22 protein-coding genes and 1 pseudogene are annotated in these 19072 nt (G+C 71.2%); 14 read left to right on the top strand and 9 right to left on the bottom strand.

Features of this window, described 5'->3' with window-relative positions:
- Positions 1 to 56: 56 nt before the first annotated feature.
- Both OG332_RS03390 and OG332_RS03385 read right to left on the bottom strand, forming a co-directional pair.
- Positions 57 to 239, bottom strand: coding sequence for a hypothetical protein (locus OG332_RS03390; RefSeq protein WP_327412013.1), 183 nt, complete (start codon positions 237 to 239; stop codon positions 57 to 59).
- Positions 236 to 559: a hypothetical protein gene (locus OG332_RS03385; RefSeq protein ID WP_327412012.1), complete on the bottom strand. Its 324-nt coding sequence runs from the start codon at positions 557 to 559 to the stop codon at positions 236 to 238. The genes OG332_RS03390 and OG332_RS03385 overlap by 4 nt, the downstream gene beginning before the upstream one ends.
- Positions 560 to 705: 146 nt before the next feature.
- Here OG332_RS03385 and OG332_RS03380 point away from each other — a divergent pair, with 146 nt between their 5' ends.
- Together OG332_RS03380 and OG332_RS03375 are read left to right on the top strand one after the other, a co-directional pair.
- On the top strand, positions 706 to 1188 hold the full coding sequence (locus tag OG332_RS03380; protein ID WP_327412011.1) for a MarR family winged helix-turn-helix transcriptional regulator: 483 nt from the start codon (positions 706 to 708) through the stop codon (positions 1186 to 1188).
- Positions 1185 to 1652, top strand: a complete 468-nt coding sequence (locus tag OG332_RS03375) for a MarR family transcriptional regulator (protein WP_327412010.1) — start codon at positions 1185 to 1187, stop codon at positions 1650 to 1652. The genes OG332_RS03380 and OG332_RS03375 overlap by 4 nt, the downstream gene beginning before the upstream one ends.
- Positions 1653 to 1770: 118 nt before the next feature.
- On the opposite strand, the gene OG332_RS03370 is transcribed toward OG332_RS03375, so the two are convergent.
- On the bottom strand, positions 1771 to 2322 hold the full coding sequence (locus OG332_RS03370; protein WP_327412009.1) for a DinB family protein: 552 nt from the start codon (positions 2320 to 2322) through the stop codon (positions 1771 to 1773).
- Between the two features lie 562 nt (positions 2323 to 2884).
- Here OG332_RS03370 and OG332_RS03365 point away from each other — a divergent pair.
- The 3 genes from OG332_RS03365 (at position 2885) to OG332_RS03355 (ending at position 6504) form a co-directional block, all read left to right on the top strand.
- Positions 2885 to 5521, top strand: a complete 2637-nt coding sequence (locus OG332_RS03365) for a LuxR C-terminal-related transcriptional regulator (RefSeq protein WP_327412008.1) — start codon at positions 2885 to 2887, stop codon at positions 5519 to 5521.
- 164 nt (positions 5522 to 5685) lie between these two features.
- Positions 5686 to 5883 (top strand): hypothetical protein, encoded by a 198-nt coding sequence (locus OG332_RS03360; RefSeq protein WP_327412007.1) that lies wholly within the window; start codon positions 5686 to 5688, stop codon positions 5881 to 5883.
- A gap of 159 nt (positions 5884 to 6042) precedes the next feature.
- Positions 6043 to 6504: a DUF7144 family membrane protein gene (locus OG332_RS03355; RefSeq protein WP_327412006.1), complete on the top strand. Its 462-nt coding sequence runs from the start codon at positions 6043 to 6045 to the stop codon at positions 6502 to 6504.
- Between the two features lie 64 nt (positions 6505 to 6568).
- On the opposite strand, the pseudogene OG332_RS03350 reads toward OG332_RS03355, so the two are convergent.
- Both OG332_RS03350 and OG332_RS03345 read right to left on the bottom strand, forming a co-directional pair.
- Positions 6569 to 7027: pseudogene (locus OG332_RS03350) on the bottom strand (ribonuclease BN); the annotation flags it as partial.
- Between the two features lie 115 nt (positions 7028 to 7142).
- Entirely contained in the window at positions 7143 to 7982 is an 840-nt protein-coding gene (locus tag OG332_RS03345; RefSeq protein WP_327412005.1) for a class II glutamine amidotransferase, read from the bottom strand.
- A 204-nt stretch (positions 7983 to 8186) separates the two neighbouring features.
- On the opposite strand from OG332_RS03345, the gene OG332_RS03340 reads away from it, so the two are divergent.
- Both OG332_RS03340 and OG332_RS03335 read left to right on the top strand, forming a co-directional pair.
- The gene (locus OG332_RS03340; RefSeq protein WP_327412004.1) at positions 8187 to 8462 is read left to right on the top strand and encodes an isoamylase early set domain-containing protein; all 276 of its coding nucleotides are present in this window, start codon (positions 8187 to 8189) and stop codon (positions 8460 to 8462) included.
- A 58-nt stretch (positions 8463 to 8520) separates the two neighbouring features.
- Positions 8521 to 9147: a glyoxalase gene (locus OG332_RS03335; RefSeq protein WP_327412003.1), complete on the top strand. Its 627-nt coding sequence runs from the start codon at positions 8521 to 8523 to the stop codon at positions 9145 to 9147.
- Between the two features lie 4 nt (positions 9148 to 9151).
- Here OG332_RS03335 and OG332_RS03330 read toward each other — a convergent pair whose 3' ends face one another.
- The gene (locus tag OG332_RS03330) at positions 9152 to 9838 is read right to left on the bottom strand and encodes a GNAT family N-acetyltransferase (RefSeq protein WP_327412002.1); all 687 of its coding nucleotides are present in this window, start codon (positions 9836 to 9838) and stop codon (positions 9152 to 9154) included.
- A 125-nt stretch (positions 9839 to 9963) separates the two neighbouring features.
- Between OG332_RS03330 and OG332_RS03325 the strand changes: the two genes are divergently transcribed.
- Positions 9964 to 10395 (top strand): GNAT family N-acetyltransferase, encoded by a 432-nt coding sequence (locus OG332_RS03325; protein WP_327412001.1) that lies wholly within the window; start codon positions 9964 to 9966, stop codon positions 10393 to 10395.
- A 129-nt stretch (positions 10396 to 10524) separates the two neighbouring features.
- Here the strand turns inward: OG332_RS03325 and OG332_RS03320 are convergent, their stop codons facing one another.
- Positions 10525 to 10695: a hypothetical protein gene (locus tag OG332_RS03320; RefSeq protein WP_327412000.1), complete on the bottom strand. Its 171-nt coding sequence runs from the start codon at positions 10693 to 10695 to the stop codon at positions 10525 to 10527.
- A 164-nt stretch (positions 10696 to 10859) separates the two neighbouring features.
- Positions 10860 to 12005 carry an epoxide hydrolase family protein gene (locus tag OG332_RS03315; RefSeq protein WP_327411999.1) on the bottom strand — a complete coding sequence of 382 codons (1146 nt, stop codon included), beginning with the start codon at positions 12003 to 12005 and terminating at the stop codon, positions 10860 to 10862.
- 63 nt (positions 12006 to 12068) lie between these two features.
- On the opposite strand from OG332_RS03315, the gene OG332_RS03310 reads away from it, so the two are divergent.
- The 4 genes from OG332_RS03310 to OG332_RS03295 all read left to right on the top strand — a co-directional run bounded on the left by OG332_RS03310 (position 12069) and on the right by OG332_RS03295 (position 16832).
- The gene (locus OG332_RS03310; protein ID WP_327411998.1) at positions 12069 to 13043 is read left to right on the top strand and encodes a helix-turn-helix transcriptional regulator; all 975 of its coding nucleotides are present in this window, start codon (positions 12069 to 12071) and stop codon (positions 13041 to 13043) included.
- A 193-nt stretch (positions 13044 to 13236) separates the two neighbouring features.
- The gene (locus tag OG332_RS03305; protein ID WP_327411997.1) at positions 13237 to 14667 is read left to right on the top strand and encodes a serine hydrolase domain-containing protein; all 1431 of its coding nucleotides are present in this window, start codon (positions 13237 to 13239) and stop codon (positions 14665 to 14667) included.
- Between the two features lie 162 nt (positions 14668 to 14829).
- Positions 14830 to 15708 carry an NmrA/HSCARG family protein gene (locus OG332_RS03300; protein ID WP_327411996.1) on the top strand — a complete coding sequence of 293 codons (879 nt, stop codon included), beginning with the start codon at positions 14830 to 14832 and terminating at the stop codon, positions 15706 to 15708.
- 125 nt (positions 15709 to 15833) lie between these two features.
- Positions 15834 to 16832 carry a hypothetical protein gene (locus OG332_RS03295; RefSeq protein WP_327411995.1) on the top strand — a complete coding sequence of 333 codons (999 nt, stop codon included), beginning with the start codon at positions 15834 to 15836 and terminating at the stop codon, positions 16830 to 16832.
- 97 nt (positions 16833 to 16929) lie between these two features.
- Here OG332_RS03295 and OG332_RS03290 read toward each other — a convergent pair whose 3' ends face one another.
- Complete coding sequence (locus tag OG332_RS03290; RefSeq protein WP_327411994.1) at positions 16930 to 17361, bottom strand: VOC family protein; 432 nt, start codon at positions 17359 to 17361, stop codon at positions 16930 to 16932.
- A 147-nt stretch (positions 17362 to 17508) separates the two neighbouring features.
- Between OG332_RS03290 and OG332_RS03285 the strand changes: the two genes are divergently transcribed.
- Together OG332_RS03285 and OG332_RS03280 are read left to right on the top strand one after the other, a co-directional pair.
- Positions 17509 to 18189 (top strand): HAD family hydrolase, encoded by a 681-nt coding sequence (locus OG332_RS03285; protein WP_327411993.1) that lies wholly within the window; start codon positions 17509 to 17511, stop codon positions 18187 to 18189.
- Between the two features lie 70 nt (positions 18190 to 18259).
- Positions 18260 to 18934 carry a class I SAM-dependent methyltransferase gene (locus tag OG332_RS03280; RefSeq protein WP_327411992.1) on the top strand — a complete coding sequence of 225 codons (675 nt, stop codon included), beginning with the start codon at positions 18260 to 18262 and terminating at the stop codon, positions 18932 to 18934.
- The last annotated feature ends 138 nt before the right edge of the window (positions 18935 to 19072 follow it).

Genomic DNA, 19072 nt, shown 5'->3' with positions numbered 1-19072 from the left:
GGCGGAGGGACGGCCGGGACGCCGGTGACGGTCGCGGCCGCCGCGGTGGAGCCGACTCAGGGCAAGTCGGAGACGTTCGTGCCGGGCGGCAGCAACAGCCCTGCGGGCGCCGATGACAGGTCGAAGCGCGGTGGGTGGGTGAACGCCGCGGCGTGGGAGAGGTCGACGGTGCCACCGTCGAATCGTGCGGGCGGGACCGTGCTGTGCAGGGTCGCGAGATGGCGCGCGCCGACGTTCACGGCGGTGCCGGTGAAGTCCGAGCCGGTGAAATCGACGAGGCTGCCGGAGAACTCGGCGTCTTCGAGCCGACGACCAGGGCCATCACACCGCCGATGCCGGCGACGACGGCCAGAGCGATCTTGATGCCGTCGTAGACGTCGGCGGGCTTGAGCGGTCCGGCCACGTGCAGGCGGGGCGTGCCCAGAACGAACCAGAGCGCTCCCGCGACGACGCAGGCCGTGGAGGCGGCCAGCAGCAGCGCGACGCCGACGTGCAGGCTCAGCGGCCAGCGCATCACGTTGTGCGCAGCCGGACTTGAACGCTCGCCCCTTGCCGCCACACCGCCCAGCCTAGAACCGGCACCGAGGCCGAGGAGCCGCTTCGAGGCAGTCGCCCGGTACCTCGGGCCGATCGTGGCTTCGCCTGGGTGGCTGCCCGCGGAAAAATAGTAGCCATGTACATAGTAGCCATGTACTGTATGTTGCTGTGAGTTCAGCAACTGAGAGCGCCACGGCGGGATTTCTGGTCTGGCGTCTGTCGATGAAGTGGCGGGTGGCCGTCGACCGGGCGGTCGCGCCGCTGGGACTGACCCATGCCCAGTACGCGTTGATGGCGTCGCTGTACGGCATGGGGCGCTCCGGGCTGCGGCCCAGCCAGCGCCGGCTCGCCGACCACACGGGGCTCGAACCGCTGTACGTGTCCAAGCTCGCCCGTGCCCTGGAGGCCGCCGGACTCGTCGCCCGCACCCGGGACCCCGACGACCCGCGTGCCGTGCAGTTGTCGCTCACCGAGCAGGGGCGCGACGTCGCACGCCGCGCGGTCAAGGTGGTCCAGGGCCTGCTGGACCAGTTGCTGGAGCCGCTCGGGGGCCAGGACAGCCTGCGCACGCGGCAGTTCACCCGCGAGCTGGCGACCCTGCTCGACGCACCTCTTGATCCGTACACCGAGAACGACGAGGAGCAACCATGACCATCACGGCACCCACGGCACCCACGGCACCCACCGCGGTCAACGCCCGTGTCATAGCCCTGGCGCACCACGCCGGGCGTGCCCTCCTGGAGGACGTGCTGGTCCGCCACGGCGCCACGTTCCACCAGAGCGTGACGCTCCGGGCCGTCGTGGCCGCGGGCGGGTCCATCGGCCGCGACGCGCTCGTCGGCGACGTCAGCGGTTCGCTGAAGACCGACGGGTCGGTCGTGCGCGCAGTGATCGAGGAGCTGACGGCCGGGAAGCTGCTCGAAGAGGATCCGGCGCAGTCGTCCCGGGTGCGGCTGACCGACACCGGACGGGGGCTGTACGAGAGCACCGCCGCCGAGAGCGCCGAGATCGCCGCCCGGCTGTACGTCGGCATCCCGGCCGAGGACCTCGCGGTCTCGGGCCGCGTGTTGGCCCTGGTCACGGAACGCGCGAACGCCGAGTTGGCCGGAGCCTGAGCCCGAAGCCCGCGTCAGGAGCCACGGACGCGAAGAGAGGTGGCGCGGGGTCGGACGGTCTCGTCAGGAACGCATCAGGCCCGCGCTGCCCCGCACCCCGCCTCGCGGCGTACCTGGTTCACCTCGGCGGGTCCTCGCCCGTAAGGCCGTCGACGGATTCACGGATGAGGTCGGCGTGACCTGCGTGGCGGGCGTACTCCTCGACAAGGTCCAGGAGGATGCGGCGGAGGTTCGGGCGTTCGCCGCCAGGGGTGGTGTAGGCACCGAGCTGTTCCAGCCCGCCCGCGCTGAGTGCCTTGTCGACGATGGCACGGGAGCGGGCAACTGATTCCCGCCAGAGAGCGAGCAGTTGCCCGGGGGAGTCCTCGGCAGCGGAGCGGTAGTCCCAGTCGGGAGTGCTGTCCCAGTCGACGGTGTCCCAGGGAGCGCCGACGTCAGAGCCGAGCCACAGACGGGCGAAGTGGCTGTCCTCTACGTGCGCCAGGTGTTTGAGCAGGCCGCCCAGAGTGATGCTGGATGCGCCGACCGTGGCGCGTAGGCCAAGATCGTCCAGGCCGGAGCACTTCCAGGCCAGCGTAGCCCGCTGGCGTTCCAGGGCGCCGAGGACGGCTGCCGCCTCGGTGCCGGCGAGTGGAGGTTCCGGCCATGCTTCGGTCGTCGTCTCTGTCATGGCCGCAGACCCTAGCGAACGGGACCGGCATTCGGCCCAGACGGTGAACTGCAAGATGCCGATTACAGGACCGACCTGCAGGTCGGCGCCCACACCGTGTGCCTCGACCCGAAGGCCGCTGTGGAAGGGCCGCCCGGTCGACGTGCGAAGGGCTCCCGGGCGGACCTCCCTCCCCAGGCTGCCCTGTCGTCGGCCGAGGAGCCGTGAACACGGCCGTAGCCTGCGCCGAACGGGACGCCTCACCCATCACAACGACCGAGTCCGAGGATCCACCGGTGTGCGCGTCCGCATCACCCGGCCCAGGTGACACGACTGGTGATCACCACTGATCACGGTTTGAGTGGAGAACGCGGGCGAGCCACAGTCCGCACCAGCACCAGCACCAGCACCAGCACCAGCACCAGCACCAGCACACCAGCACACCAGCACACCAGCACACCAGCACCAGCATCCGCACCCGCAGACCACCCGACCCGACCCCGGTGACCGCATGGAGAACCCCGCAGGGCCCGATTCACCCGTGCGTCCGCCGCACGGGAGCCCGGCACCGTCCGGTGACCCGATGCTATCGGCGCGGTTCGCCGTTCCGGCCGTGCCGCAGCTCCTCGTGCACCGGCCCGAGCTGCTGAAGCGCATGGCGGCCGGGGCGCGGGGGCCGCTCACCCTCGTCAACGGTCCGGCCGGTTCGGGCAAGACGGTGCTCGCCGCCCACTGGGCGGCCGGCGGGCTCGCGCCGCGTCCACCCGTGTGGCTGACCGTCGAGCCGGGCGACGCTCCTGGCGCACTCTGGGCGTACGTCCTGGAGGCCTTCCACCGGGGCGGGGTGGCACTGCCGGCGGGCGTGGGCAGTCCCACGCGCGCCGAAGGAGTGACCCGGTCGTTCCTCGCACGTCTGGCGGAGGGGCTGGCCGACTCGGCGCAGCCCGCCGTCCTCGTGCTCGACCAGTTCGACACGGCCCAGCCGTCCGCGGCGGTGGCGGAGGGCCTGGACTTCGTGCTCCGGCACGCGGCCGGGGGCCTGCGCATCGTGCTCACCGGCCGCACGGACTCGCTCCTTCCGCTGCACCGCTACCGGGCGGCCGGCGAGATCACCGAGATCCGCCAGGCAGACCTCCGGTTCACCCGCGAGGATGCCGAGGCGCTGCTGGGCGAGCACGGGCTGTCGGTCTCCCCGGAGGGGATCCGGCTGCTGGTGGAGCGGACCGAGGGGTGGGCGGCAGGGGTACGCCTGTGCGCCCTGGCCATGCAGCACAGCGCCGACCCGGAGAAGTTCCTGCGCCAGTTCGCCGCCGACCGCACGATCATCGCCGACTACCTCCTCAAGGAGGTGCTCGACGCGCAGCCGCCGCTCACGCAGGACCTGCTGCTGCGGGTCTGTGTCACGGACCGCGTCCATCCGGACCTCGCGGACGCGCTGACCGGCCGGGACGACGCCGCCCAGACACTCGCCGGGCTGGCCCGCGACAACGCGTTCCTGGAACGGATCGACGCATCAGCCTGGTACCGGCTGCATCCGCTGTTCGCCGAAGTCCTGCGCGCGCACCTTCGGCAGCGCCGTCCCGGCCTCGAACCCCGGCTGCACGGACGGGCGGCGCGCTGGCTGGCCCGCACCGCCCGGCTCACGGAGGCAGTCGTCCAAGGCGCGGCCGCCGGTGACTGGCAGTTCGCGGCGGCGCAAGTGGTCGACAACCTGGCCATCGGTCGGCTCTTCACCGGTCTGGAGGCGGATCAGCTGGGCCGGGCGTTCGCCGGCATGCCGGTCGATCGGACGGGTGTGGCTCCCGCACTGGTCGGCGCGGCCTGTCGGCTGGCCGAACAGGACCTCCCGGGATGCGAGGCCGGGCTGTGGCGGGCGGACGCGTACCCGGGCCCGGACTCCGGTCCGGCGGCGAGGCTGGCCCGCGCCTTCGTCGGCGTACTCGCAGGGCGGCTGGCGGACGACCTGACGGCCACCGAACGGGCGGCAGCCGACGTCGAGCGTGTGCTCCCGGAGCTGCCGCCGCACCTGCTCGCCGAGCGCCCCGAGATCCGCGCCCTGGTGCTGGCGGGTCTCGGCGCGGCCGAGCTCGGCGCCGGACACCCCGACCGCGCGGTGTCCGTCCTCACCTCCGCCGTCGAGGTGTGCGGGAAGCCCGGTACGGAGTACCCGCTCTGCGACGCGCTCGGCTCACTGGCCCTGGCCGAGCTGATGCGCGGCCGCCTGCGGCAGGCGGCCGCGCACGCCCGCGCCTCGCTCGCCGTGGCCGAGCAGTACGCACTGCCGACCGGGCGCCGGACCGGTGCCGGCCACCTCGCCCTCGCGGGCGTGGCCGTGGAGCAGGACGACCTGGCGGCCGCCCGCCGCCACCTCGACCTGGCGAGCTCGGAGGCGGGGCCCCGCCCGGAGCCCGTGGCCGCGGTCCTGGCCGCCGTGACCGGCGCCGGGATCGCGGCGGCCGAGGGCGACGCGGAGGCCGCGCTCACCACCCTCCGTATGCTGCGGACGGCAGGGGCGCCGGTACGGCTGCACTCCTGGGCGGTGGCCGGGCTGGCCGTGGCCGAGTCGACCGCACAGCTGGCACGTGGTGACGCCGTCGCGGCCCTCCAGGTCCTGGACGCCGTGGAGGGCGCAGAGGGCGAGGACGGCGACCGGCCGGAGCAGGTGCTGGCCGGGGCCCGCGCCCTGCTGGCCTCCGGCCGCGGGGACCGCGCGGCGGAGGTGCTCGCGGGCATGCCGGCGGACGAGGGCGTGCCGGCGCCGGTACGGGCACGGGCGCGCCTGCTCCAGGCGGAGATCGCTGCGGCGGACGGCGACCCCGACGAGGCCCGACGGCGGCTGGGGGAGGCGCTGGGGCTCGCCCGGCCGGAGGGCCTGCGCCGGATGTTCACGGAGAGCGGTCCCTGGGTGCGCCGGATCCTGCGCGGGGACCCGCAGCTGGCCCGGCTGCACGGCTGGCTGCACTCCCGCACCCCGGTACGTGCGTCGGCGTCGGCGTCGACGGCCGGCAAGCAGCAGCCGCCCGTGGTGGAGCCGCTGAGCGGGCGGGAGACCGAGGTGCTGCGCAAGGCCGCCGAGCTGCTGTCGACCGAGGAGATCGCGGCCGAGCTGTTCCTGTCGGCCAACACGGTGAAGACCCACCTGAAGAGCATCTACCGCAAGCTCTCGGTCACCCGGCGCAGCGAGGCCGTCCACCGGGCGCAGGACCTCGGGATGCTGTGACGCAGGGCTCGGCGGCCGCAGGTGTACCCGGCCTTCTCGCCCGTACCGGGCGATGCCGAGCCACCGGGCGAGGACCGACGATGGGGAGTGAAGGCCAGGAGCGGGCCGGGCACCCGTCCCAGTCCCACCCCGACGCCTTCGTTCCGAGAGGAGTGAGTGCTCTCATGCGCTACGAATTCCGCGTCTCGGGCGTCGTGCCGGACACGCTCGCCGCGAACTTTCCCGAGCTCGCCCGGATCCCCGTCAGGGAGCAGACCCTCCTGCACGGCAGCGTGGCCGACGAGGCCCACCTGTACGGGCTGCTCACGCGTTTCCAGTCCCTGGGCCTGCGGGTCCTCGAAATGCGCCAGCTGCCGGCCTGACTCTGCACGCGCTCCCGGGGGAGCGAAGACCACCCGCTTCGGGTGATCACAAGAACCCGTCCGCCGGACGACACTGCGATATGGGCGCCGATGCCTGTGACCCGGCCGAGCCGGAGCAGGACGGTCCGGCGCCCTACCGCCATCTGTGAGGTGAATTCCATGGGTCAGCCGACACCGACCGGGGGGAACACCGGCCCTGCGCCGGGCAACGCTCCGCTGCTCCCCGGCAGCCAGCGCGATGGTGCGGGGAGCACGGGCACGCTGTTCGCCGCGGTCCTCCTCCTCGTGACCGGTTGCCTTGCGGTCTTCCAGGGCATCGCGGCCATCGCCAATGACGACGTCTACGCGCGCATCGGCAACTACGTCTTCGAATTCGACCTGACGGCATGGGGCTGGATCCATCTCGTCCTCGGCATCATCGTCGTGCTCACCGGAGTGGGCCTGATCGCCGGCTCGAACGTGGCCCGGGGCGCGGGCATCGCCCTCGCCAGCCTCAGCGTGATCGTCAACTTCCTGTGGCTGCCGTACCAGCCCTGGTGGTCCATCATCATCATCGCGATCGACGTGTTCATCATCTGGGCCCTGTGCACGAGTTGGACGCACTCGACCGCGCCGGAGTGACAGGCGGGCACGCGCCACCTCGGAGGACGGCCCCGCCGCTTCGGCGGCGGGGCCGTCGCGCGCCTCAGCGACCTTGCTCCGGAGGGGTCGCGGGGCGCGCCGGTTCGTCGTGGAGCAGCCGGCCGAGCAGCGCGCCGCCGAACACGACGACGACGACGCCGACGAGCCAGAACTGGATGACGAGGACGGTGCCGAAGGGCCCGTACGCGACGGCGCTGGACGCGATCAGCGGTGAGAAGACCAGGCGGGAGAAGACCCGGAGCCCGAACAGCCCGAGCATGGTGGCCACCGCTCCGGGCAGCAGGGCGGTCCAGGGGATCCGGCCGGCGAGCAGCAGCCGCTGGGACCACCAGAAGAACAGGGTGCCGATCGCCACCGTGACGAAGCCGTGGGCAGGGGAGTCGCGCCACGGCGGGGAGATCGCCGACAGGTGGAGGACGCCGATCAGTACGGCGAGCCACAGGACGTGCCGCCACCTGGCCCACCAGTGGGCCGGAGGCAGGCCCCAGAGCTTCTCGTAGCCACCGGGGCGCGGCTGCGGCGGTCCACGAGGATGAACTCCTCCTCCACCCCCATGGTCAGCCGACCGGTGGTGGTGCACGGTGCTCCGGACGAGCGCATGGCCTGCGTACCCGCGGTCACGGCGATTTCGGCTGGAACGGAAAGTAGTCCGTGTGCCGGGCGGAGGGGATCACCGAATAGCTGGCCTCCGGCAGCTCGTTCCAGACGCCGGGCAGGTCACCCAGGGGTTCCGAGACCACGATCCGCGTCTCGTCGGAGACCTCGCGGAGGTAGTCCAGTTCCGGATAGAGATGTCGTACGGTGTCGGCCCTGCTGCTGTAGTACAGCGACCGGGACTGGCCCTGGCTGGAGTACCTGAACGCCCAGACGCGCTCCCCGTCGCTCACCGCGACCGTCATCTGCAGCGGATTGGGCACCCCGTGCTGCCTTCCGAGGTCCTCGACCAGCCCCGCCATGCGGGCCACGGCGCCCGGGACGTCCTGGTCGAGGCCGAACGTGACCGCCAGGTAGAACATCACCTCGGAGTCCGTGGAGCCCTCGATGGACGGGAACAGCGCCGGGTCGACCGCCATGCAGAGGTCCCGTTGCAGCCGGTGGAAGTCCGTGACCGCGCCGTTGTGCATCCACAGCCAGCGACCGTGACGGAACGGGTGGCAGTTGGTCTGCTGGATCGCCGAGCCCGTCGAGGCGCGGACGTGCGCGAAGAACAGGCTGGAGCGCACATGAGCGGCGAGCTCACGCAGATTGCGGTTGTTCCAGGCGGGGCCGATGTCACGGAAGACCGCCGGCGTGCCGTCGCCGTTTCCGCTGTACCAGCCGATGCCGAAACCGTCGCCATTGGTCGATTCGACGCCCAGCCGCGAGCGGAGGCTCTGGTTGATCAGCGAGTGCTCCGGCCGGTAGAGCACCGCATCGAGCAGCATCGGCGAACCCAGGTACGCGAGCCAGCGACACATGCCACATCTCCTTCTCGGCCTCCTCCGAGCCTAATGCCGCAGGTGTCGCTGTTCGCGCTGGCGAACCGAGCGTTCCGCACGCATCCGGCTACGGATGGTGGCGTAAGGGTGATGCCCGGGCGTCGGCGGCGGCGTCGGCATGCGGGCGGCAGCTCCAGTGCCCAGGATGGGTGGGATCCGCCCCCGTGCCCTTAGGAGCCCCTGATGCTGGAGCGCAAGCTGCGCAAGGACCGTACCCAGGTGACCTTCGTCCTCCCCGCGGACAGCCCGGCCGGGACGGTGAGTGTGGTGGGCGACTTCAACGATTGGCAGCCCGGGGTCCACACCCTGCGGCCGCGCAAGGACGGCAAGCGTGCGGTCACCGTCGAGCTGCCCAACGAGAGCACGCACTGCTTCCGCTACCTGGCTGCCGGTGACTACTGGTTCAACGACGAGAGCGCGGGAGACCAGGAAGGCCCCAACAGCCGTCTGCACACCTGACCGGATCGGTCAGGAATCGAGAAGCGGCGGCGGGGGAGCGGCGCCTAGCGTGACGGGTATGACTTCCATTGAATCCGTCACCCTCGAGGTGGCCGACCTCACGGCCGCCGACCACTTCTACACCGCCTTCGGTCTGGGCACGCAGGTGCGCCTGCGTGCCTCGGACGCGCCGACGACCGGTTTCCGCGGGTTCGCACTGTCGCTCACCGTGGCCCAGCCGGCCGACGTCAACGCCTTCGTCGGCGCCGCCCTCGACGCCGGCGCGACGACGCTCAAGCCCGCCTCGAAGTCGTTCTGGGGCTACGGCGGCGTCGTACGGGCCCCGGACGGGACGATCCTGAAGGTCGCGACCTCGGAGAAGAAGGACAGCGGGCCGGCCACCCGGGACATCGAGAAGATCGTCCTCCTGCTGGGAGCCGCCGACGTGGCCGAGAGCAGGCAGTTCTACGTCGGCCAGGGCCTTGTGGTGGCGAAGAGCTTCGGCCGCAAGTACGTCGAGTTCGCCGCCGGTCAGGGCCCCGTCCAGCTGGCGCTGTACGGGCGCCGCGCCCTCGCCAAGGACGTCGGCGTCCCCGCCGACGGCACCGGATCGCACCGTCTCGTCCTCGGTGGCGGTGCCGGGGCCTTCACGGACCCGGACGGGTATGCCTGGGAGGCCGTCGCAACCCCGGCGGCCACCGCCTGAGCCGTCACCGACGCGGGTGGCGGGTGCGCCCACCGGCCACGGGACCCGTTCCGCGGCCGGGCTCGCGCCACATCGTCCAGAGGGTCGGCCCGTCGTCCGGCAGCCGGATCTCGTGCGTGACGCGGAAGCCGAACCGTTCGTGGAAGGGGACGTCCGAGGCCTTGCCGGACTCCAGGTAGGCGGGCTCCCCGAGCCGGTCGCAGTGGGCCGGTTGCTCCCGAACCAGGGCCGAACCGATGCCCGCTCCCTGGAGCGCGGGGTCCGTTCCCAAGGTCGACAGATACCAGTGCGGCGCGTCCGGGTGGACCTCGTGCAGGGCGTTCTGGACGTCCGCCGCCCTCGGCATCCGGCGTGTGCCGAACACGCGTGCGTAGTACGGCATGGCGGCCAGTTCCTTTACCGCGGAGGTCTTCCAGCGGCCGGGCCCCGACCACAGCGCGGAGGCCAGGAGCCGACCCCCACCGGTCGCGGCCACCCGGACACCGCCGGCCCGTGGCCGCTGCTGCCGCTGGGCCGGCTTGAAGTAGACGGCGATCCTGCGCTCCCGCCCGGCGGGGCCGGGGACCATCCACGTCATGACCGGGTCGTCGGCGAAGGCGCCGGCCAGGAGCGTGGCGACGGCGCGCGCTTCGGCCGGCCGCGCGCACCGGATCCCGTATCCGGAGGAAGGCGGCGCTGTACGTGCGTTCATGAGGTCACGGTAGGCAGCGGTACCGGGCGGCCCCTGCCGTGCGTCGACGGACACGCCGGACGGATCACCCGCCGTCGTGCGGGTATTCGTTGGCCCGCGTACGGCCGGACTGCTTGGATGCGGGCATGAACAGTGCCCTTCCGCCCGGTTATGAGATCTCCACCGCTCCCGAGCGCCTCGATCACGCGCTGATACACCAGTGGCTGTCGCAGGACGCGTACTGGGCCCTCGGCCGGCCCCGGGAGAAGCAGGACCTGGCCATTGCCGCGTCCCTGAACTTCGGCCTCTACGACAGCGCGTCCGGTGTGCAGGCCGGCTACGCCCGGGTGGTCACCGACCAGAGCACCTTCGCCTGGCTCTGCGACGTCTACATCGATCCCACCGTACGCGGCAAGGGCCTGGGCACCGCCCTGGTGAGTGCCGTCAAGGAGCACCTCGCCCCGTACGGGCTGCGCCGTGTCCTGCTGGCCACCGCAGACGCCCACGCGGTCTACGCCGAGGTGGGATTCGAACCGATGGGAGAGCCGGAGAAGTGGATGGTGCTCGGCGAGCAGTGACGACCTCCGGGGCGGCCGTCGTCGGACCGTCCAGGCGGGGCGCCGGCATCGCGCGCAGGTGCAGGTCGAAGAAGTCGCCGACGTACGCCCGAGTGATCTGCCGGGACCGGGCGGCCGAGAGACGCACCGCTACCCGCAGGGGTCCTTGCGCTCCCGGTCCACCAGGTGGAGGGTGTCGCGCCCCACGCTGAAGGCGCCGGTGGGCCGGGGGAGTTCGAGTCGGGAGGCGCCCGCCGGAGCGGTCGCGGCGAGGGCCGGACCGGCCGCCACCGCCGTCAGTACGCGGATGATCTTCTTCATGCCTGCACCCTAGGTTGTCTTTAGGTAAGGCCTACCTAAGTTCATGGCGCGTGTCGTGCAGTTGAGCCGTTCCCGGAGCGGCCCGGCCCGGCCCGGGCCGTGGGGTCGGCGCTTCGGCGCCGTGGGCCGCCCGGGCGTCCTCGCGGGAGGGCCGGCCGTGGGCGTCAGCTGTCCAGCGAGGCGAAGAAGGTGCGGACGTCGAGGACGAACGCCTCCGGCTGCTCCAGCGACAGGAAGTTGCCGCCCCGCTCCAACTCGGTCCAGTGGGTGACGTTGTGGTCGCGCTCGGCGAAGCGGCGGATGGCGATGTCGGTCGGCAGGGCGACGGCCACACCGGTCGGGACGGTGCCGCGCGGCTTCGGGGCCCAGGCGCTCGGGTCGTGGCCCGACTCGTAGTACAGGTTCGCCGAGGGGCCCGCCGTGCCGCTGAACCAGTAGACGCTGACATTAGTCAGAAGGCGGTCCCGCCCGACGGCGTCCTCGGGGAGCTCGGCGGCCGGGTCGGTCCACTCCTTGAACTTCTCGGTGATCCAGGCGAGTTGACCGACCGGCGAGTCGTGCAGCCCGTAGGCGAGGGTCTGGGGGCGGGTGGACTGGATGGCGTTGAAGCCCATCTTGTCCTGCTGGAAGTTCTCCAGCCGGGCCAGCCGCTCCTGCTCGGAGGCGGTCAGCCCGTCGAATTCGGCCGGGTCGCCGGAGGGGAAGGTGACCAGGCCGTTGACGTGCACGCCGAGGACCCGGTCGGGTACCTGCCGGCCCATCTCGGCGGCGATCCAGGCACCACCGCCCGTCCCCTGGACGCCGTAGGAGTCGTACCCGAGCCGGCTCATGAGCTCGACGAACGCGCCGGCGACGCGCCCGGTGTTCCACCCCGCCTCGCCCAGCGGACCGGAGAAGCCCGTGCCGGGGGTCGAGGTCACGATGACGTGGAAGTCCTCCGTCAGCGGCCGGATGACATCGGCGAACTGCACGAAGGAACAGGGCCAGTCGTGCAGCAGGAGCAGCGGGACGGCATCCGGACGCTGCGAACGGACCTGCAGGAAGTGGATGTTCTGGCCGTCGATCTCGGTGGTGAACTGGGGGAACTCGTTGAGCTCCGCCTCCGCCTTGCGCCAGTCGAAACCGTCGGCCCAGTACGCGGCCAGGGCCTTGAGGTAGTCCGTGGGCACGCCCCGGCTCCAGCCGGCGCCGGGGATCTCGCTGCCCCAGCGGGTACGTGCCAGCCGGTCGCGCAGGTCGTCGAGCTCGACCTGCGGGACCTCGATGCGGAAGGGGTGGATCCGGGCGTCGGTGTTGCTGCTGTTCTCCATGGGTAAGACAATATTCTCGATATAGGCACGACGCCTTCCTAATGACGCAACAGGCTGGTCCTCATGCTCGATACCTCCGCACGCTTGCTGCGTCTGCTCTCCCTGCTGCAGGCCCCGAGGGCCTGGCCTGGATCCGAACTGGCCGAGCGCCTCGGGGTGAGCGGCCGCACCGTCCGCAACGACATCGAACGGCTGCGCGACCTCGGCTATCCCGTGGACGCCACGCGCGGAACCACCGGCGGATACCGGCTGGGCGCCGGCGCCGCCATGCCCCCGCTGCTGCTCGACGACGAGGAGGCCGTCGCCGTGACGATCGCGCTGCGCACCGCCATGCAGGGAGCCGTCCCCGGAACGGAGGAGACCTCGCTGCGGGCGCTGACCAAGCTGGAGCAGGTACTGCCTTCCCGGCTGCGCCGCCGAGTACGGACCCTCATGGCGTACACCGTGGCCGTGCCGGCGGACCGTCCGGTTCCGGCCGTGTCCGCAGACGTACTGACCACCCTCGTATCCGCCTGCCGCGACCAGGAGCGGCTCCGCTTCGACTACCTGGACCACGCGGGCTCGCCCACCCGCCGCATCGTGGAGCCGTACCGGGCGGTGAACTGGGGGCGTCGCTGGTACCTGGTGGCATGGGACGTGGAGCGGGAGGACTGGCGGACCTTCCGGATCGACCGGATCCAGCCCCGCACTCCGACCGGACCGCGCTTCACCCCGCGCGAACCGCCCGGCGGCGACGTGGCCGCGTACGTCGCGCTACGGGTGTCGGGCGCAGCCTGGCGCCACCACGCACGCGTGACCGTGCACGCCCCGGCGGCAGCGGTGGCCGAGCGGATCAATCCCGCGGTCGGCACGGTCGAGGCGCTCGACGCCGATACCTGCGTTCTGGTCACCGGCGCCGACACGGTGCAGACCCTCGCCGCCTACCTGGGCATGCTCGACTTCGACTTCGACGTCACGGAACCCCCGGAACTGGTCACCCACCTCCGCGGCCTCGCGGACCGCTACGCGCGCTCGACAGGGGAGCGACCGCTCCGCTGACGGTGGCGATGACGGTCGGGGCTCAGCGCTCGGGGCTCGGCGTGACAAATGTAATGGGTTGTCAAGGTGCATCTCCTTCTGGAGGTTGATGCCTTGTTCGTCCTGGTGGAGGAGGCCGCACGGCGGGGAGGGGGCCAAGAATCGAGGTGTCCCAGATCGCCGGGCCCCACCGGGCCACCGACGAGGAGTCGCCGTGCCCCACACCTCTCCTGCAGACCGACCCGTACCGCGCCTGCGCCGCGTTGCCTCCGTCACCGTCACCGTCACCGTCACCGTCACCGCCGTCGCCGCAGCCCTGCTCGCGGGCCTCGCTCCGGCGGCCACCGCCGCCGGCGAGGAGTCGCCGGCCGCTCGTGCCACGGCGTCGGGCCGGCACCCCGACCGCGCTCAGCTGCAGGCGAGGCTGAACGCCATCCAGGAGGCGGGCGTGTACGGCGTCTACTCCGCGGTCCGCGACGGACGCGATCGCTTCGACGGAGCCGCCGGCCTCGCCGACCTTTCCGTCGGCATACCGACCCGCCCCGACCTCCGGCACCGCGTCGGCAGCGTCACCAAGACCTTCACCGCCGTCGCCGTGCTCCAGCAGTCCGCGAAGGGCCGGGTGGGCCTGGACCGGCCGGTCGCGGACTACGTGCCCGAACTCCTGCCCGGCGAGCGCGGCCGCAAGGTGACCGTACGCATGCTCCTCAACCACACCAGCGGCATCGACGACTACATCGCGGACGCCTTCCCCTCCCTCAAGAAGGGCACCACGGAGAGCCTGGACGACCACCGGTTCCGCACGGTACGGCCCGCCGAGCTGATCGGGTACGGGGTGGCCCGGCCGCAGCTGTTCGAACCCGGTACCGACTGGACCTACTCCAACACCAACTACCTGCTGTTGGGCGAGGTGCTCCGCAAGGTGACCGGCCAGGACCCGGAACGACTGATCACCCAGGACGTGATCCGGCGGGCCGGCTTGCGGGACACCTACTTCCCCGGCACCGACCCGCACATCCGCGGCGCCCATGCGCGCATGTACGAGAGCTTCTTCGGGCTAATCGACCCGCCGCGCGACTACAGCGTCTACAACATGACCTGGGCCGGCACCGCGGGCGCCCTCGTCTCCACACCGCAGGACCTCAACGCCTTCTACCGCACCCTGCTGACCGGCAACCTGCTGCCGCGCCACCAGCTGGACGAGATGCGCACCGCTGTCGACGTCAGGGACGAAAAGGGTTCCTTGATCATGCGCTACGGCCTCGGCATCTACACCATGGACACGCCCTGCGGCCCGGCCTGGGGGCACGACGGGGGCGTCTGGGGCGCCGGTACGTGGGCACTGTCCAGCCCGGACGGCACCCGGCAGTTCGCCATCGGCTACAACCTGATGAAGTACCAGCGCCTCAACGAGGACGGCACCGCCTTCGTCCCGCACCCGGCCGACGCCGCCCTGAGGGACTATCGGGACCGGTCCCTTTGCGGTGCCACCGCACCGCGCGCAACGGACCCGGCCGCGAAGAACCGTCCCGCCGAGGCCTTGCCCATGGGCGTCCCGGCGGCTGACGGCCCGGCCTCCGCCCTCCGTGCACTGCCCCCGGCCGTCGCGACGCTTCCCGGACTGCTGGCGGGCCCCCTTCGCTGAGCCGGCATCGGCGTCGGCATCGGCGCCCGCTCGTACGACCGCGGGCGCCGGGGCTCTGCAGCCGGACGGCGTTCCCTATTGCTGCGTGGCGCAGTGATCCCGTATAGTTCTCTGCGTAGCGCAGAAAGTGCGCCACGCAGAGAATCTGTTCGTGGGGGAACCATGCTCAACGTTGTCGTCACCGGAGCCACCGGGGCCCAGGGCGGGGCAACCGCTCGCGCCCTGCTCGCCGCCGGCCACCAGGTGCTTGCCGTCACCCGTGATCCCGATGCGCCCGCGGCTGACGCCCTGCGCAGCCTCGGAGCCGATGTCCGCCGCGCCGACTTCGACGACCGTACGTCCCTTGACGCGGCCCTCGAAGGAGCGGATTCGCTCTTCGCGGTCACGACTCCCTTCGGCGCCGACATCGCCACCGAGACCCGGCAGGGCAAGACCCTCGTCGACGCCGCGGCAGCCGCCGGCCTCGGCCACGTCGTGCTCACCTCTGCCGCGCACGCCGACCGCGGCACCGGTGTCCCGCACTACGAGAGCAAGCATCTGGTCGAGCGGCACCTTCGTGAGGCCGGATTGCCTTGGACGGTGATCGCCCCGGCCGCGTTCATGGACAACTATGCGAGCGGCTGGATCCTGGAAGGGCTGCTCCGGGACACGTTCGCGTGGCCCATGCCGGCCGACCGGCCGCTCACGCTCATACCCGCCACCGACATCGGCGCGTTCGCCGCACTGGTCCTTCAGCGACGCGACGAGTTCGCCGGCCGCCGCATCGACATAGCTTCCGACGAGCGCACCCCTGCCGAGATGGCGAAGATCCTCGCCGATGCCATCGGCCGCCCGATCGGCCACCAGGAGGTACCCCTGGCCTACGTACGGACCCGGTCCGAAGACCTGGCCGCCATGTTCGAGTACTTCACCACCTCTGGCCTCGACGTAGACGTGGCCGGGCTGCGCCGTGACCATCCCGAAGTCGGCTGGCACAGCTTCACCGACTGGGCCGTGGACCAGGACTGGTCCACCCTCCTGGCCGGCGCCGACGCTACGTGAGGACGGCAGGGCGCCGGGGCGCGAACGTGCCTACGCTGGAAGAGGGGCCGTCCCGGAGGCCGTGCAGATGAGGTGAGGCCATCTCCTCGGTCCGTGCGTCCGTGCACGACTACCTAGGATGATCGATGACCATGAAGCGCGTAGCGGAATTGCGCTCGATCAACGGCATCCCGGCCATCGTCGCCGTCGCCGCCATGACTGCCGCGTGCCTGATGCCCGGGTACACTGCGACCGCGACCGCCCCGGACGACCGTTCCTGTGAGACCTCACTGCCGGACAGTTTCTGGCGTGCACCCGTGGACCAGTTGCCCGTGCACCCGAGCTCCGCCCGGTACGTCGCCTCGATCGGTTCCACGGAGCCCCTGCACCCGGACTTCGGATCGGGGCTCGTCGAGGGCGAGCCGTTCGGCATACCCATCACCGTCTCGGACGCGATCGTGCCGGAATCGACGGTGACCTTGGACTACGCAGAGGAGAGCGATACGTCCGGGTACCGGATCCCGCGGAACGCCAAGATCGAGAACGGTCCGGCGAGCAGCGGGGACCGCCACGTAGTCGTCTGGGACCGTGCCCTGTGCAAGTCCTACGAGCTCTGGAACGCGCAGCAGCAAGGCGACAATGCCTGGCATGCCGGTGGGGGCGCGATCTTCGATCTGCGCACCAACAAGCTGCGGCCCGACGGGTGGACGTCGGCCGATGCCGCCGGACTCGCCATCCTTCCCGGCCTGGTGCGCTACGACGAGGCGGCCAATGGGCGGATCGACCACGCGATCCGCGTCACCGTGCCGCGCTCCGACCAGAGCTACGTGTGGCCCGCACGACACCAGGCGGGCTCCGCCGCGGACGAGTCGCTGCCTCCCATGGGGCTGCGGCTGCGGCTCAAGAACTCGGTGGACACCTCGCAGTTGGCCCCGCAGGCCAAGGCCGTGGCCGAGGCGCTCAAGAAGTACGGCGCCATCGTCGCGGACAACGGTTCGGCCTGGTACATCACCGGTGAAGAGAACTCCGGCTGGGACAACTCCCAACTCGACGGACTCAAGGGATTCAAGGGATCGGACTTCGAGGCGGTCGACGCATCCGGACTCCAGCAGTCGCCGGACTCGGGAGCGGTCGCGCCACAGTGATCCATCCATCGGGGCACTGCTCCCCGCACCTGCGGGGACAGGCCCTGCAGGTGCGGGTGAAGCGCGACGAGCAGCAGGTGACGAGGGCGGCCGGTGGTCAGCGTTCGGCGAGTTCGGAGGGGGCTTCCTGGACCACCCAGCCGTTCCCGTCGGGGTCGTTGAAGGTGAGGAAGGAGTTCCAGGTCCCACCCTTGCCGTTTTCCCAGCCGGTCGCGCCGACGTGGCGGACGGGGGATACCTCGACTCCTCGGTCCGTCAGGTCCTTGTGTGCTGCTTCGATGTCGACGACGCACAGTTGAAGGCCGTGCAGTGTGCCGGGTGCCATGACTTTGGTGCCGGGAGCTGCCGGCATTCCCTGAAGCATGGCGATGGAGCAGCGCGAGCCGGGCGGTGTCATCTGGATGATGCGCACTCCTGGGGCGACTTCGTCGTCGAGGTCGATCTTGAAGCCGATCTTTTCGGCGTAGAAGGCCTTCGCGCGATCCATATCGCTGACGGGGACGGGGACGACTTCAAGTGTCCAGTTCATGGGGGCGCCTCCTGGGGTGTCCGGTCGTGAGTTCCGAGCTGGGTCCACGGTCGCCCACACGGGTGTGGTCGGGCGCGTCGAAACGCCCGTAGCCCCCGAGTTGATCGGGCCTGCGGGGCCTGCGGGGCCTGCTGGCATGATCATCTTGTGATAGGTGATTCTGATGGGCTCGGTGCGAAGAAGTTCGTCCTGTTCGACGTCGATGGCACGCTGATCGACGCCGTGGACAATCAGCGCAGGGTGTGGGGGGTGTGGGGGGTGTGGGCGCAGCGGTACGGGTTGGATCCCGATGAGGTCTACCGGGTGGCGTTGCGGACGAGGCCGATGGAGACCTTTGCGCAGGTGGCTGCCGGACGTGATCCACAGGAGTGCCTCGCCCTGCTGCACGAGCTGGAGGACGAGGACGTCCGCTCGGGGGTGTACGGGGCGTTCGAGGGTGCGGCGGAGCTGCTGGAGGCGCTGCCGACCGGCGGATGGGCGCTGGTGACGTCCAACTACGAACACCGGGTGCTCGGGCGCTTCGCCCGGACCGGGCTGCCGGCCCCGGAGGTCATCGTCGATGCCGCCTCCGTGGCGGAGGGCAAGCCCTCACCGGTCCCGTATCTGCTGGCTGCCCAGCGGTTGGGTGCCGCGCCGCAGGACTGCCTCGTCGTCGAAGACGCCCCCACCGGCGTGCTGTCCGGGCTGCGCGCCGGCATGACGGTGTGGGGGGTCAACGCTCCCGCCGCGGTGGACGGCGTGCACCGGCACTTCGCCAGTCTGAGCGAAGCTGCCGCAGACATCCTCGCCTTCACCTGCGGTACGCATCCTCATGCTGCGGCGGAATGATCGTCGATCTGGGTCCCCGCCGGGCGTGCCTCGACACGGCTGACCGCTCTCCACGTGCTTCCATGGCGACGTGCAGAGCATCACCCAGCGACTTTTGACCAAGGGGTTCGGTCAGCCCACCGGGCTGCTCGGCCGTCTCGGCGGCCGACTCATGGCGCACGGCAACGCCGCCACCGAGCGGCATGTCGTCGCCCTCGCCGCGCCCACCGAACAGGAGGTCGTCCTGGTCGTCGGGCCCGGCCCCGGAATCGGGCTCGACGCCGCGGCCCGCCGCTGCGCCCACGTGATCGGCGTCGACCCGTCCGACGTCATGCTCGCCATGGCCCGCCGCCGCTGCGCGCCCGCAATCGCCCGGGGCCGCCTCCGCCTCAGCGCCGGCACCGCCGCCCGCACCGGCGAGCCCGACAACTCCGTCGACGTCGTGCTCTCCGTCAACAACCTCCAACTCTGGCCCGACGTACCCGCCGGCCTCACCGAACTCCATCGCATCCTGCGCCCCGGCGGCCGCATGCTCCTCGCTGCCCACGAGAAGTGGCTCCCCACCGCGCTCCCGGCCCTCGCGCACACGGTCCTGGCGGCCGGCTTCACCTCCGTACGCACCTGGACCTGGCAACCCCCCACCCGCATGACGTCCACGACAGCCCTGCTGAGCGCGGCCCGCGCCCACGATCCGGCTGCACATCCGTCCGGCGAAGAGCCCCCGGAAGCCCCCGAGATCGACAGGGGCCCGTCCGGCCGAGGTTGATGCGGCATATCTCTTGCTCTTGCGAGTGATGTGCAATAAGCTTGGCGGGTCCTTACCGTCTGCCTGTGACGTGGAGCCTTGTCATGCCCCGCCTGATGCCGGACACCAGGCCGCAGCGCAGCCTTGCGGCCTCGAACT

The organism is Streptomyces sp. NBC_01233 (assembly GCF_035989305.1).
Taxonomy (GTDB): Bacteria; Actinomycetota; Actinomycetes; order Streptomycetales; family Streptomycetaceae; genus Streptomyces.
This window is presented reverse-complemented; position numbering and strand designations above follow the sequence as displayed.

What these genes read in the sequence shown, in the direction of transcription:
- OG332_RS03375 (WP_327412010.1), top strand. Translation starts at nt 1,185, where the DNA reads ATGACCATCACGGCACCCACGGCACCCACGGCACCCACCGCGGTCAAC.
- OG332_RS03370 (WP_327412009.1), bottom strand. Translation starts at nt 2,322, where the DNA reads ATGACAGAGACGACGACCGAAGCATGGCCGGAACCTCCACTCGCCGGC.
- OG332_RS03365 (WP_327412008.1), top strand. Translation starts at nt 2,885, where the DNA reads ATGCTATCGGCGCGGTTCGCCGTTCCGGCCGTGCCGCAGCTCCTCGTG.
- OG332_RS03360 (WP_327412007.1), top strand. Translation starts at nt 5,686, where the DNA reads ATGCGCTACGAATTCCGCGTCTCGGGCGTCGTGCCGGACACGCTCGCC.
- OG332_RS03355 (WP_327412006.1), top strand. Translation starts at nt 6,043, where the DNA reads ATGGGTCAGCCGACACCGACCGGGGGGAACACCGGCCCTGCGCCGGGC.
- OG332_RS03345 (WP_327412005.1), bottom strand. Translation starts at nt 7,982, where the DNA reads ATGTGTCGCTGGCTCGCGTACCTGGGTTCGCCGATGCTGCTCGATGCG.
- OG332_RS03340 (WP_327412004.1), top strand. Translation starts at nt 8,187, where the DNA reads ATGCTGGAGCGCAAGCTGCGCAAGGACCGTACCCAGGTGACCTTCGTC.
- OG332_RS03335 (WP_327412003.1), top strand. Translation starts at nt 8,521, where the DNA reads ATGACTTCCATTGAATCCGTCACCCTCGAGGTGGCCGACCTCACGGCC.
- OG332_RS03330 (WP_327412002.1), bottom strand. Translation starts at nt 9,838, where the DNA reads ATGAACGCACGTACAGCGCCGCCTTCCTCCGGATACGGGATCCGGTGC.
- OG332_RS03325 (WP_327412001.1), top strand. Translation starts at nt 9,964, where the DNA reads ATGAACAGTGCCCTTCCGCCCGGTTATGAGATCTCCACCGCTCCCGAG.
- OG332_RS03320 (WP_327412000.1), bottom strand. Translation starts at nt 10,695, where the DNA reads ATGAAGAAGATCATCCGCGTACTGACGGCGGTGGCGGCCGGTCCGGCC.
- OG332_RS03315 (WP_327411999.1), bottom strand. Translation starts at nt 12,005, where the DNA reads ATGGAGAACAGCAGCAACACCGACGCCCGGATCCACCCCTTCCGCATC.
- OG332_RS03310 (WP_327411998.1), top strand. Translation starts at nt 12,069, where the DNA reads ATGCTCGATACCTCCGCACGCTTGCTGCGTCTGCTCTCCCTGCTGCAG.
- OG332_RS03300 (WP_327411996.1), top strand. Translation starts at nt 14,830, where the DNA reads ATGCTCAACGTTGTCGTCACCGGAGCCACCGGGGCCCAGGGCGGGGCA.
- OG332_RS03295 (WP_327411995.1), top strand. Translation starts at nt 15,834, where the DNA reads ATGACCATGAAGCGCGTAGCGGAATTGCGCTCGATCAACGGCATCCCG.
- OG332_RS03290 (WP_327411994.1), bottom strand. Translation starts at nt 17,361, where the DNA reads ATGAACTGGACACTTGAAGTCGTCCCCGTCCCCGTCAGCGATATGGAT.